Here is a 12,524-nt window from a genome sequence, read left to right on the forward strand (position 1 = left end):
CATCGCCAAGGGCGTCGTTCCCGGCGCGAAGATCCGCCAGGGCCAGGTGATCGGCTGGGTCGGCACAACAGGCGAATCCACCGGGCCGCATCTACATTACGAGTTGATCGTCAACGGCACCAAGGTCGATCCGCTGCGCATCCGACTCCCGGGCGGCAAGTCGCTGCAAGGCGAAACGCTGGCGAAATTCGAAGATGAGCGCAAGCGTATCGATACGCTGCTCAACAATCCGCCGGCGCAGGACCAGATGGCGAGCAAGTAAAATCCATTTCGCCGATCGGCTGAGATGCTTTTGGTAGCGGCCGACCAAACGAAAATGGCGGCCGAAGCCGCCATTTCCGGCGACGTTGCTTACGCCGCTTCGCTCACCGTCTGCCGCGTCCTGAACTGCAGCCGGTCCGAACCGTTCGTCACCTTGACGGTCGATCCGTCGGGCACCTGGCCCGACAGGATCTGCTCGGCCAACGGGTCCTGCACGAACTTCTGGATAACCCGCTTCAGCGGCCTTGCGCCGTAAATCGGATCGTAACCCTTGTTCGCCAGCCAGTGACGAGCGTCCTCGTCAAGGTCGATGACGATCTTGCGTTCGGACAGCAATGCCACCAGCCGCTTCAGCTGAATGTCGACGATCGCACCCATCTCCTCGCGTTTCAGGCGGTGGAAGAGAATGATCTCATCGATGCGGTTCAGGAATTCGGGCCGGAAATGCCCACGCACGACATCCATCACCTGCTCGCGAACCGTATCGCTATCGTCGCCGTCCCGGAGCTGCGTCAGATATTCGGCTCCGAGGTTCGAGGTCATGATGATCATCGTATTGCGGAAATCGACTGTCCGGCCCTGGCCGTCTGTCAGCCGTCCGTCGTCAAGCACCTGCAGCAGGATGTTGAAGACGTCGGGATGTGCCTTCTCGATCTCGTCGAACAGCACGACCTGATACGGCCGGCGGCGCACGGCTTCCGTCAGCGCTCCACCTTCATCATAACCGACATAGCCGGGAGGCGCGCCGATCAGCCGGGCAACGGAGTGTTTCTCCATATATTCCGACATGTCCATGCGCACCATCGCCGTTTCGTCATCGAAGAGGAAGCGGGCGAGCGCCTTGGTAAGCTCGGTCTTGCCGACGCCGGTAGGGCCAAGGAAGATGAACGAGCCGATCGGCCGGTTCGGGTCCTGCAGTCCGGCGCGCGCGCGCCGCACCGCGCGCGACACGGCCTGAACCGCATCGCCCTGACCGATCACCGATTTCGCCAGCTCGTCTTCCATGCGAAGCAGCTTGTCGCGTTCGCCCTCCAGCATTTTGTCGACCGGGATGCCGGTCCAGCGGGAAACGACATGGGCGATATTGTCGGGGCTTACCACCTCCTGCACCATCGCGCCGCGCTCGCCATCCTGCTTCTCGGCTTCGACGAGCTGCTTTTCGAGATCCGGAATCACCCCGTAGGTCAGTTCGCCGGCGCGCTGGAATTCACCCTTGCGCTGGGCGATCGCCAGTTCGTTTCTCGCGTCATCGAGCTGCTTCTTGAGATCGGCGGCAAGGCCGAGCTTCTGCTTTTCCGCCTGCCAGCGGGCCGTCAGCGCATCGGCTTCCTCTTCCAGCGCGGTGAGCTCGGTCTCCAGCCGCTTCAATCGATCGGCGGAAGCAACGTCGGTTTCCTTCTTCAGCGCCTCGCGCTCGATCTTCATCTGAATGATCCGGCGGTCGAGTTCGTCGAGCTCTTCCGGTTTGGAATCCACCTGCATGCGCAGCCGCGCTGCCGCCTCGTCCATCAGATCGATCGCCTTGTCGGGCAGGAAACGATCTGTGATATAGCGGTTGGAAAGCGTCGCGGCCGCAACCAGCGCCGCGTCGGCAATGCGCACCTTGTGATGCTGCTCGTATTTTTCTTTCAGGCCGCGCAGGATCGAAATCGTGTCCTCGACCGTCGGTTCGTCGACGACAACAGGCTGGAAGCGGCGGGCAAGAGCCGGATCCTTCTCGACATGTTTGCGATATTCGTCGAGCGTGGTCGCGCCGACGCAATGCAGCTCGCCGCGGGCAAGCGCGGGCTTCAAAAGGTTGGAAGCATCCATCGCCCCATCGGCTTTGCCGGCGCCGACCAGCGTGTGCATCTCGTCAATGAACAGGATGATCTCGCCGTTTTCCGCCTGGACTTCATTGAGGACGGCCTTCAGCCGTTCTTCGAATTCGCCGCGGTATTTCGCACCCGCGATCAACGCGCCCATGTCGAGCGCCATCAGCTTCTTGTCCTTGAGCGATTCCGGCACGTCGCCGTTGACGATGCGCAGGGCCAGACCTTCGACGATCGCCGTCTTGCCGACGCCCGGCTCGCCGATCAGCACCGGGTTGTTCTTGGTGCGGCGCGACAGCACCTGGATCGTGCGGCGGATCTCGTCGTCACGCCCGATCACCGGATCGAGTTTGCCCTCGCGGGCTTCGCCGGTCAGATCGCGTGCGAATTTCTTGAGCGAATCGAAGCCCTGCTCGGCACTGGCGGAATCTGCCGTCCGCCCTTTTCGGATGTCGTTGATGACCTGGTTGAGGCCCTGGGCAGTCACGCCTGCATTCTTCAGCGCCGAATGGGTCGACGCCGAGGATTCGATCGCCAGCGCCTGCAGCAGACGTTCCACCGTGACGAAACTGTCGCCCGCCTTCTTGGCCGCCTCTTCCGCCGTCGAAAGCACCTTGGCGAGCGGCTGCGCCAGGTAGATGTTGCCGTTGCCGCCTGAAATTTTCGGCAGCTTGGCAAGAGCCGCGTCATTGGCGAGGCGAACCGCCTTGGGATCGCCGCCCGCACGCTCAATCAGCGACGCCGCCATGCCCTGATCGTCATCGAGCAGGACTTTGAGCACATGTTCGGGCGAAAATTGCTGATGACCCTGCGCCAGCGCATAGGTCTGGGCCGACTGGATAAAACCGCGCACCCGCTCTGAATATTTCTCGATATTCATATTCTACCTCCATTGATCGCCCTGCCCTTTCGAGGCGCAGACCGATGATTGAGATCAACCCCCTGAAAAGGCAGGCCGTGCTTGCCCGTTGCGATTGGGGCGAAGCAGTTCGAGGAGAATATGGTAGCCTGTTCTTCGAGTTTAAAGAGCCGGCAAAAATGAAAATCCCCGGCACCAGTCCGGGGATTTCAAGCAATTCGAGTAGATGGCAGAAGGCCCGCTTCCTCTTAAAGAAGAAGCGCCGGCTCACTCTGATGCCGCGTCCGCCAACACAGGTGCCTCGGCGGTGCCACCTTCACCTTCGGAGGCTGCATCGCCTTCAGCGCCACGACGCGGGCGACGGGGACGATTGCCGGCGCTGCGGCGGCGGGGCTGGCGTTCGCGCGGCTGACCGGTGGAACCTTCTTCGTCCATGGCAACCTCGGCTGGAATGCCTTCGATCTCCGGCTGAGGACCGGTTCCGTCGATCACCTCGGGCTGCAGTGCTGGAGCAGGTGCGGCAACCGGTGCTGCCGGCCGCGGCTGCGGCTGATGCTGCCTGTTCTGCGGAGGTTGAACGATGGCGACATCATCGCCGTCATTGTCAGTGTTGTCGATATCGTCGCTGTCGCGATCGGCGCCGTCTCGCTCATTGTATTCGCCGCGGTCGTCGCGCTGGAAGCGCTCCTGCATCTGAGCCTGGGCGCTTGCGATGATACGATTATAATGTTCGGCGTGCTGAAGATAGTTCTCGGCCATGACGCGGTCGCCGGAGCTCTGGGCGTCCCGGGCAAGCTGCGCATATTTTTCTGCGATATGCTGCGCGGTACCGCGAATCTTCACATCGGGTCCGGAGCTGTCATAGGTCCGGGTCAGCGGATTGCCGCCCTTGCGGTTGAAATTGTTGTTATTGTTATTTCCACCGCCGCCATTGTTATTGTTGTTACCACGCCCTCGACCGCGCTTGTTCTGCTGTCCTGGCCTCATAGATCGTTCACCTGAATTCTCTGTTTGTGATGGATACATGGCACCAACCGCCATGACCGGAAAACCGCGTCAGGACCTTTGTGCCGCGAGCATACTGCGCCTTCGCGCCGACCTGCCGCTTGGTTCTCAAGTCAGATTGACTGATTCACGCATTGGGTCGTGTTCAACCGCTGAAACTCTCGTTTAAAAGAGCGGACCCCCGAGGCAAACCAAGTACCGAACGAATCTCGTTCATTCCTATCTGCCCAACACGTGACCGCAACCTATATTGCTTCCTCAGGAAATCCAAGCCTTTTCTTCGCAATAGCAATAATGTCCTGTCCGATGCCGCAATTATCGCCCATCACGCGAGCGCGAACACGAGCACCCTGTCGTTCTGACCATAATCTTTCACGGATTTGAGGCACTTGAAGCCTTCCGCTTCGAAGATCGCCGTCACATCGTTTCGCTGATCGTAGCCGATTTCCAGTCCGACGATCGCGTCGGGCTTCATGAACCTGGCCGCATCCTTAGCTATGGCTTTGTAGGCGTCAAGCCCATCGGAGCCGCCATCCAGAGCCGCAACCGGATCAAATTTCGTCACTTCGGGAGCGAGATCGTGAACGACATTGGATGCAATATAGGGCGGATTTGAGACAATCGCGTGAAACGAACCTTGGATGTTTTCAAACCAGCTCGACTGTATGGCCTGAAAACGATCCTGCAATCCGTTTCTCTCTGCGTTCGACCTTGCCGTCAGCAGTGCATCCGCCGATATGTCGCTACCGACTCCCGATGCCTCAGGACACTCGCTCAAGAGTGCAAGGCATATCGCCCCCGTCCCGGTTCCCATGTCTAGAATATGGAGATGGCCCTGAACCTTTGCAAGGTCCCTGAGATAGATCAGCGCCGTGTCGACCAGGATTTCCGTATCCGGCCGCGGTTCCAGCGTTTCCGCCGAAAGCCGAAGCGGCAGGCCGTAAAATTCCCGCTCGCCGAGGATGCGATGCACCGGCTCATGGCCGAGCCGCCGTTCGATCGCCGCGAAAATCCCCTCAATCTGCTCAGGCGAAAGCCTCTCGGCCGATCGCGTCAGCAGCTCTGTCGACGACAGCTTCAGAAGGCCCGCGATAAGCAGCCGTGCATCGGTCGCCGGATCGATGATGCCTGCTTCGGAGAAGCGACGCCGCGCTTCGGCAAGCATATCGGCGACCGTGGCGCTCATTGCTGTTCGCCGAGCTGGGCCAACTGGCTCGCCTGGTAATCGGCCATCAGCGCATCGACCACCTCCTCGATCTCGCCTTCCATCATCCGGTCGAGCTTGTAGAGCGTCAGATTGATCCGATGGTCCGTGACACGGCCCTGAGGGAAATTATAGGTGCGAATGCGTTCGGAGCGATCCCCGGAGCCGACCTGGCTCTTGCGGTCGGCTGAACGTTCGTTGTCGGCTCGCTGCCGCTCGGCGTCGTACAATCGGGATCGCAGCACCTGCATCGCCTTGGCGCGATTCTGGTGTTGCGATTTTTCCGAACTGGTGACGACGATGCCGCTCGGCAGATGGGTGATGCGCACCGCCGAATCGGTCGTGTTGACATGCTGACCGCCGGCGCCCGAAGAGCGCATGGTGTCGATGCGGATATCTTCCGGCCGGATCTCGATGTCGATCTCCTCGGCCTCCGGCAGAACGGCCACCGTCGCGGCCGAGGTATGGATGCGCCCACCCGCCTCGGTTTCCGGCACGCGCTGCACGCGGTGCACGCCGGATTCGAATTTCAGCTTGGCAAAGACGCCCCGGCCGGTGATCGTCGCGATGATTTCCTTGTAGCCGCCCGCCTCGCCCTCGCTTGCCGAGAGAACTTCAACCTTCCAGCCCTTTTCCGCCGCAAAACGCTCGTACATGCGAAACAGATCGCCCGCAAAAAGCGCAGCTTCCGAGCCGCCGGTGCCGGCCCGGATTTCAAGAATCGCGCTTTTTTCGTCGGCTGCATCCTTCGGCAGAAGCAGGATCTGCATTTCCTGCTCCAGCGCCTCGATCCGGGCTTTCACGTCGGGCAGTTCGAGTTCGGCGAGATCGCGCATCTCGCGATCGACCGATTTGTCCTCGAGCAGGGTTTCGAGATCGGCAAGTTCGTCGATGGATTTCTGATAGGCGCGGATTTTCGTCACGACAGGCTGCAGCTCGGAATATTCAGAAGCGAGCTTCACATAGACGTCGGCGGCAGGACCTGCCGACATGCGCGCCTCGATCTCGCCGAAACGGCGTTCCAGCTCGCGCATCTTTTCAACGGGAAGCTTCGCCACCCTTCACTCCGATTCTTCTTCTATCTGTCTAAAGGGGAATATTGTGGCTGTCGGCGAAGCGGGCAAGCACCTCGCGCATCGGTTCCGTGCTGCGATGATCATCCAGTACTTCGTCCATCGCCTTCGCAAGCGCCCCGACATCAAGCCCCAGCAGCATCGCCTTCACCGGCCCGATCGAGGCCGGCGACATCGAGATCGAGCGAAAGCCGATGCCGAGCAGCGCCATTGCCGAAAGCGGCTTGCCGGCAAGCTCGCCGCAGAGCGTCACGGGCGTCTTGTTCCGATCCGCCCCTCGCACGATATCCCGCAGGATGCGCAAAAACGGCTTGCCAAGCGGATCGAAGCGATCCGACACCCGCGCATTGCCGCGATCGACTGCCATCGCAAACTGGAAGAGGTCGTTGGAACCGACCGACACGAAATCGACCGCCTCCATCAGTTCGTCGAGTTGCCAAAGCAATGCAGGCACCTCCAGCATCGCTCCGAATTGCAGCTTGCGCGGCAGCCCATGACCGAAGCGCGAGAGATGCTGGACTTCCTTCTGCAAGAGCTCGCGCACTATCTTCAGCTCGGAAACCTCGGTCACCATCGGCACCATCAGCTTCAGCTCGGTGTCGGCAGACGCCTTCAGCAGAGCGCGCAGCTGGGTGCGCAATAGTCCTGGCCGGTCGAGCGACAGCCGGATGGCGCGCCAGCCGAGCGCGGGGTTTTCCTCCTCGTGACCACGAAAATAGGGCACGACCTTGTCGCCGCCGATATCGAGCGTGCGGAAGGTAACGGCGCGACCTGCCGCCTGTTTGATCACATTGCGGTAGAACTGCTCCTGTTCCTCCGCCTTCGGCATGGTGGAGGCGATCATGAATTGCAGCTCGGTGCGGAAGAGACCGATGCCCTCCGCACCCGATTCCGAAAGCTGCGGCAGATCGACCAGTAGGCCGGCATTCATCATCAGGGAGATCCGCTGGCCATCCTTGGTGACCGGCTCGATGGCGCGCAACGCCCGGAACTGCTCCTGCCGCCGGGCGCGGAAGCGGACCTTTTCCTCATAGGAGCGCCGATGATCGGCCATCGGCCGCAGATGAACATGCCCCTCATCGGCATCGATGATCACGGCATCGCCATTCTCGGCAAGTGCCACGACGCCCGCCGCCTGGCCGATGACGGGAATGCCCATGGCGCGGGCGACGATCACCACATGGCTCGTCACCGCCCCCTCTTCCAGCACCAATCCGCGCACGTTGGCGCGCGGGTAATCGAGCAGCTCGGCCGCCCCCATGGCCCGCGCCAGGATGATCGCGTCGCTGGGGAAACCTTCAGCGGTCGTGCGGCCGGTGTAACCCGTCAACTGCCTGAGCAACCGGTTCGCCAGATCCTCGAAATCATGCATGCGTTCGCGCAGATAGGGGTCTGTCAACCGCATCATCCGCGCCTTGGTGTCGCTCTGCACCTTCTCCACTGCAGCTTCCGCCGTCAGGCCGTTGCGGATCGCCTCCTCGAGCTTGCGCACCCAGCCCTGGTCGTGCGCGAACATGCGATAGGTTTCGAGCACCTCGCGATGCTCTCCTTCCATCGAGACGTCCCGACGCGACAGCATGTCGTCGATCGAGATACGGAGCGAACCCATCGCCTCCGCCAACCGGCGGATTTCCTTCTCTGCATCCTCGTTCAGCAGATTGGTGACGACGATGCGCGGCTCGTGCAAGACGACATAGCCGAGGCCGATGCCGTCATTATAGGTATCGCCGTCGATCGTCACCGATCGCGTCAGGTCGAGCTCGAGGCCGGGCTTGGTGATCTTCTTGAGCTCGCCGGTGGCGATCATCTCGGCAAGCACCATCGCCGTCGTTTCGAGCGCCTCGACCTCCTCATCGCGATAGTTGCGACTCGCTTTGTTCTGCACGACGAGAACACCGAGCGAGCGACCCGTTCTCAAGATCGGCACGCCGAGGAAGGAATGGTAGATTTCTTCGCCCGTCTCCGGCAGGTAGCGGAACGCCGGATGCGATTGCGCGTCGGAAAGGTTCAGCGGCTGCGCCGAGGCGGCGATCGTGCCGACGAGGCCCTGCCCCATCTTCAGCTGCGCCAGGTGTACGGCTTCGCTTTTGAGACCTTCGGTCGCGTAGAGTTCGAGCACGCCGTCAGCGCGCAGCACGTAGACCGAGCAAACCTCAGCCACCATATTGCTGGCGATCTGGCGGACGATCCGGTCAAGACGATCCTGCGGCTCCAGCGGCTCTGCCATCAACTCGCGCAGCCGCCTGAGCAGCACGCGCGGACCGCCGGAAAGGTCTCTCATGACGTCTCAAGCTCCCGAAACAACGCACTCAGTTCCGGCGGGCCCGCCTTCGTCTCTTCAACCTGAAGGGGCAGGCCGCCCGCTGGGAATCAATTCTTATCCAGACCGTAGCAGGAATGCAAAGTCCTGACAGCGAGTTCTGCATAGGGACCATCGATCAGGATGGAAATCTTGATCTCCGAGGTGGTGATCGCCTTGATGTTGATGCCTTTTTCAGCAAGTGCACGAAACGCGGTGGCAGCGACGCCCGCATGGCTGCGCATGCCGATGCCGATGACCGATACCTTCACCAGCCCCGATTCGTTCTGCACGACATCGTAGCCGATCTTCTCCTTATGGTCGCCGAGTACCTTGATCGCCTTCTCGACATCGCCGGATGGCACAGTGAAGGTCATGTCGGTCTTCGATCCGTCCTCGGAGATATTCTGGACGATCATGTCGACGTTGATATGGGATTCGGCAAGCGGCCCGAAGATCGCGGCGGAGACGCCGGGCCTGTCGGCAAGACGGCGGAGCGAGATCTGAGCCTCATCCTTGGCATAGGCGATGCCGGTGACTACTTCCTGTTCCACGATTTCATCCTCGTCACAAATCAGCGTTCCGGGCGGGTTCAACAGATCGCCCATGCCCGGAGCATCGGGATCTTCGAAAGACGAGCGTACGAAGGTACGCACCTTGTGCACCATGGCAAGCTCGACTGAGCGCACCTGCAGGACCTTGGCGCCGAGCGAGGCCATCTCGAGCATTTCCTCGAAGGCGATCTTCTTCAGCCGACGCGCCTGCGGCACGATACGCGGATCGGTCGTATAGACGCCGTCGACATCGGTATAGATATCGCAGCGATCCGCTTTGACAGCTGCGGCAATGGCGACGGCCGACGTATCCGACCCGCCGCGTCCGAGGGTAGCGAGGCGGTTGTCAGGCCCCAACCCCTGGAAACCGGCGATGACGGCGACCTGTCCCTCGCCCATCCGCTTGATGATGTCCGAGCCGTCGATTTCCAGGATCCGGGCCGCACCGTGCGCGTTGTCCGTGCGGATCGGAATCTGCCATCCCTGCCAGGAGCGGGCATTGATATCCATCGCCTGCAATGCGATCGCCAGCAACCCCGAAGTCACCTGCTCGCCGGAGGCAACGACCGCATCATATTCACGCGCATCGTAAAACGGAGAATTGGCGCCGATGACCTTCGGCATGCCCTGCACCCAGCCGACGAGTTCATTGGTCTTGCCGGACATGGCCGAGACGACGACCGCCACCTCGTGGCCGGCATCGACTTCGCGTTTGACGTGGCGGGCAACGTTCTTGATGCGGTCCAGGTCAGCGACGGACGTGCCGCCGAATTTCATTACGATGCGTGCCATATGCCTCTACCACGACTGGCGCCGGAGAGCGGAAAACCGGACCCGGCATCACGAAAGCTCTGGGGCGGACCGCTTGGCGAAAGAGCCGGATTACCGATTTCTGGAACCGCTCTAAAAGCCCAGGCCTCAAAGGCCCCAAGTTGCGGCGTCTCTTAGCGAGTTTGGCGGGGGGAGGCAAGCGCGCGCGATAAAGCAATTGCCAAGCGGCTCCGCGTTTCATCGGGCTCCGCTCCGCGCCCCTTGACTTATGCCACCGATCGTCCGACTTCAAATGTCACGAACAAGGAGTGGACGATGACCGAAACCGCCAGAAGCACGATCGACCAGGGCGAAGTGGACCGCTTCTCGGCGATGGCGGCGGAATGGTGGAGCCCGACCGGCAAATTCAGGCCGCTGCACAAATTCAATCCCGTCCGCCTTGCTTATATAAGGGACAAGGCCTGCGAGAATTTCGGCCGCAATCCGAAAAGCGCTCGCCCGCTCGAGGGCCTGCGCGTGCTCGATATCGGCTGCGGTGGCGGCCTTCTGTCCGAGCCTGTCGCCCGCATGGGCGCTTCCGTCGTCGGCGCGGACCCTTCCGAGAAGAATATCGGCATCGCCTCGACCCATGCGAAGGCCTCCGGCGTTCCGGTCGATTACCGCGCCGTCACCGCCGAGGAACTCGCGGAGGCCGGTGAGACTTTCGATATCGTCTTGAACATGGAAGTGGTCGAGCATGTCGCCGACGTCGAATTCTTCATGACGACCTGCGCGAAAATGGTCCGCCCCGGCGGCCTGATCATTGTTGCGACCATCAACCGCACGATGAAGGCGGCAGCGCTCGCCATCTTCGCCGCCGAGAATATCTTACGCTGGCTGCCGCGCGGCACCCATCAGTATGAAAAGCTGGTGCGCCCGGCAGAACTGGAAAAACCGCTTGCGGCGAGCGGCCTCGACGTTATCGACCGCACCGGCGTATTTTTCAATCCGCTGTCAAACCAGTGGAACCTGTCTAAAGACATGGACGTAAATTATATGCTGCTGGCGAAGCGGCCGGCATAGCCGGCTACACTTCGGCAGGCCCGAGCGGCGGTCCGGGCTGCGGGAAGCCGGAGGCTTGGGAACGGTCAGTTCACATCTTCCGGCAAAACAGGAATGGCGGCGATCTCGATGCCTTCTTCCACCAGCGCCTGCGCCTCGTCGACCGTCGCCTGGCCGATGATGCCGCGGGCGTCCGCCTCGCCATAGTGGATCTTCCGGGCTTCCTCGGGAAACTTGGTGCCGACGTCCTCGGAATTGGCCCTGACCGTGGCGACGGCCTCCTTCAGCTTTTGCAGGGCCTCCCGGCGCATGGCGTCCATCGCCAGCGTCTGCCTTTCGTCCTTCTTGCGCGCCGTCGACACCGAGGGCGCCATCAGAAGTTTCGATATGGCAACGGAATGGCAGACCGGGCAGGTGAGGAAACCGGTCGCGACCTGACGGTCGAAATCGGCTGCTTCCGAAAACCAGCCTTCAAATTCATGGGCATTGTCACAGGTGAGGGAATAGCGGATCAAGCGGCGACGCCTCCTGCGACTGCCCCCGCAATCCTCTCGACGGAAAACTCCCGGCCGTTTCTCAAGTTCGGAATCTTGTCATGAGCCGTCTTGACCGCGCCGGGATCGATCTCGGCTAGGATGACCGCTTCGCCGGTAGCGCCGGCCGATGCCAGCACCGTGCCCCAGGGATCGATGATCATCGAATGGCCGAAGGTCTCGCGCCCGTCCTCGTGCCGACCGGCCTGCGCGGCGGCGATGACGAAAACGCCGTTCTCGATCGCGCGTGCGCGCAACAGGATCTCCCAATGCGCCTCGCCGGTCTGCCTGGTGAAGGCGGCTGGAACCGTCATCACCTCGGCGCCTGCTACCGCCTGGGCGCGGAATAGCGCCGGAAAGCGAACGTCATAGCAGATGGCAAAACCCATCTCCGCGAAGGGCAGTGACAGAACGCGCGCCTCCGATCCGGCTGTATAGGCGGCACTTTCCCGCCAGCTCTCGCCATTATCGAGATCGACGTCGAACATGTGGATCTTGTCGTAGCGATTGAGAATTCGGCCATCCGGTCCGAACAGGAAACCCCGATTGGCGAGCTTGCCGTCGGCAAGGGCGATTGCCGTGGAGCCGACATGCAGGTAGATGCCGAGTTCCCTGGCAAGATCAGCGCCGGTCTCGACGATGACGTCATTCGTCTCGTCGGCCAGCACCGCACGTGCGGCAGCGCGGTCGCGCTGCAGCATGCCGGTCATCTCAGGCGTTTGCACATAAATCGCCCCGCCAGCCGCTGCCTCGCGCACCAGTCCGGCCATGGCGGCGGCGTTTTTCACTGGATCGACCCCTGAGCACATTTGAACGGCGGCGGCTTTGAAGCTCATAGAATCTTCCTCAGGCGGCGAGCATCGGATCGAGCTTGCCCGCCCGGTCGAGCGCGAACAGATCGTCGCAGCCACCAACGTGATCGGCTCCGATGAAGATCTGCGGGAAAGTCGTGCGCCCGTTCGACTTGCCGATCATCTCCTGGCGGAGATCTGGCGAATAGGTCGCGTCGTGCTCGACATATTCGACCCCTTTTTGTTCCAGAAGCGATTTGGCGCGGGTGCAATAGCCGCAGAATTGCCGTGTATAGATCGTGACGGGTACCATGTTATCTCC

The 12,524-nt window shown here is 61.3% G+C and carries 11 protein-coding genes (1 of these 11 cut by a window edge); 2 read left to right on the forward strand and 9 right to left on the reverse strand.

Annotated features, from left to right (window positions below):
- A protein-coding gene (locus tag J0663_RS06685; protein WP_207243665.1) for a M23 family metallopeptidase crosses the window boundary here: on the forward strand, positions 1-262 show its final stretch. Its footprint begins 1,682 nt before the window's first position; 262 of the gene's 1,944 nt are visible here — the last part of the coding sequence; its start codon lies beyond the left edge, outside the window; it ends in the stop codon at positions 260-262.
- Between the two features lie 89 nt (positions 263-351).
- On the opposite strand, the gene clpB is transcribed toward J0663_RS06685, so the two are convergent.
- From clpB to J0663_RS06715, 6 genes are all read right to left on the reverse strand, one after another.
- Positions 352-2,952: an ATP-dependent chaperone ClpB gene (clpB, locus tag J0663_RS06690; protein ID WP_207243666.1), complete on the reverse strand. Its 2,601-nt coding sequence runs from the start codon at positions 2,950-2,952 to the stop codon at positions 352-354.
- Between the two features lie 246 nt (positions 2,953-3,198).
- Positions 3,199-3,918 carry a DUF4167 domain-containing protein gene (locus J0663_RS06695; protein WP_207243667.1) on the reverse strand — a complete coding sequence of 240 codons (720 nt, stop codon included), beginning with the start codon at positions 3,916-3,918 and terminating at the stop codon, positions 3,199-3,201.
- Positions 3,919-4,261: 343 nt separating this feature from the next.
- Positions 4,262-5,122, reverse strand: coding sequence for a peptide chain release factor N(5)-glutamine methyltransferase (gene prmC, locus J0663_RS06700; RefSeq protein WP_207243668.1), 861 nt, complete (start codon positions 5,120-5,122; stop codon positions 4,262-4,264).
- Positions 5,119-6,198 (reverse strand): peptide chain release factor 1, encoded by a 1,080-nt coding sequence (gene prfA, locus J0663_RS06705; RefSeq protein ID WP_207243669.1) that lies wholly within the window; start codon positions 6,196-6,198, stop codon positions 5,119-5,121. Before prfA ends, prmC begins: the two co-directional genes overlap by 4 nt.
- Positions 6,199-6,226: 28 nt before the next feature.
- Positions 6,227-8,494 (reverse strand): phosphoenolpyruvate--protein phosphotransferase, encoded by a 2,268-nt coding sequence (gene ptsP, locus J0663_RS06710; protein WP_207243670.1) that lies wholly within the window; start codon positions 8,492-8,494, stop codon positions 6,227-6,229.
- Positions 8,495-8,583: 89 nt separating this feature from the next.
- Positions 8,584-9,858 carry an aspartate kinase gene (locus tag J0663_RS06715; protein WP_064686444.1) on the reverse strand — a complete coding sequence of 425 codons (1,275 nt, stop codon included), beginning with the start codon at positions 9,856-9,858 and terminating at the stop codon, positions 8,584-8,586.
- 294 nt (positions 9,859-10,152) lie between these two features.
- Here J0663_RS06715 and ubiG point away from each other — a divergent pair, with 294 nt between their 5' ends.
- Positions 10,153-10,899: a bifunctional 2-polyprenyl-6-hydroxyphenol methylase/3-demethylubiquinol 3-O-methyltransferase UbiG gene (ubiG, locus tag J0663_RS06720; RefSeq protein ID WP_207243671.1), complete on the forward strand. Its 747-nt coding sequence runs from the start codon at positions 10,153-10,155 to the stop codon at positions 10,897-10,899.
- Between the two features lie 65 nt (positions 10,900-10,964).
- Here the strand turns inward: ubiG and J0663_RS06725 are convergent, their stop codons facing one another.
- Genes J0663_RS06725 through grxC form a run of 3 tightly spaced genes read right to left on the reverse strand, consistent with a single transcriptional unit; the run spans position 10,965 to position 12,515 of the window.
- Positions 10,965-11,393 (reverse strand): DUF1178 family protein, encoded by a 429-nt coding sequence (locus J0663_RS06725; RefSeq protein ID WP_207243672.1) that lies wholly within the window; start codon positions 11,391-11,393, stop codon positions 10,965-10,967.
- Positions 11,390-12,247: a carbon-nitrogen hydrolase family protein gene (locus tag J0663_RS06730; RefSeq protein WP_207243673.1), complete on the reverse strand. Its 858-nt coding sequence runs from the start codon at positions 12,245-12,247 to the stop codon at positions 11,390-11,392. The genes J0663_RS06725 and J0663_RS06730 overlap by 4 nt, the downstream gene beginning before the upstream one ends.
- Before the next feature lie 10 nt (positions 12,248-12,257).
- Positions 12,258-12,515 (reverse strand): glutaredoxin 3, encoded by a 258-nt coding sequence (grxC, locus tag J0663_RS06735; RefSeq protein ID WP_064697589.1) that lies wholly within the window; start codon positions 12,513-12,515, stop codon positions 12,258-12,260.
- Positions 12,516-12,524: the final 9 nt, after the last annotated feature.

Origin of the sequence: Rhizobium lentis, from assembly GCF_017352135.1 — a bacterium.
GTDB classification, from domain to species: Bacteria; Pseudomonadota; Alphaproteobacteria; order Rhizobiales; family Rhizobiaceae; genus Rhizobium; species Rhizobium lentis.

Excerpts from the sequence above, each read along its gene's own strand:
- grxC (WP_064697589.1), bottom strand. The coding sequence starts at position 12,515 with ATGGTACCCGTCACGATCTATACACGGCAATTCTGCGGCTATTGCACC.
- J0663_RS06695 (WP_207243667.1), bottom strand. The coding sequence starts at position 3,918 with ATGAGGCCAGGACAGCAGAACAAGCGCGGTCGAGGGCGTGGTAACAAC.
- ptsP (WP_207243670.1), bottom strand. The coding sequence starts at position 8,494 with ATGAGAGACCTTTCCGGCGGTCCGCGCGTGCTGCTCAGGCGGCTGCGC.
- J0663_RS06715 (WP_064686444.1), bottom strand. The coding sequence starts at position 9,858 with ATGGCACGCATCGTAATGAAATTCGGCGGCACGTCCGTCGCTGACCTG.
- J0663_RS06730 (WP_207243673.1), bottom strand. The coding sequence starts at position 12,247 with ATGAGCTTCAAAGCCGCCGCCGTTCAAATGTGCTCAGGGGTCGATCCA.
- clpB (WP_207243666.1), bottom strand. The coding sequence starts at position 2,952 with ATGAATATCGAGAAATATTCAGAGCGGGTGCGCGGTTTTATCCAGTCG.
- ubiG (WP_207243671.1), top strand. The coding sequence starts at position 10,153 with ATGACCGAAACCGCCAGAAGCACGATCGACCAGGGCGAAGTGGACCGC.
- prmC (WP_207243668.1), bottom strand. The coding sequence starts at position 5,122 with ATGAGCGCCACGGTCGCCGATATGCTTGCCGAAGCGCGGCGTCGCTTC.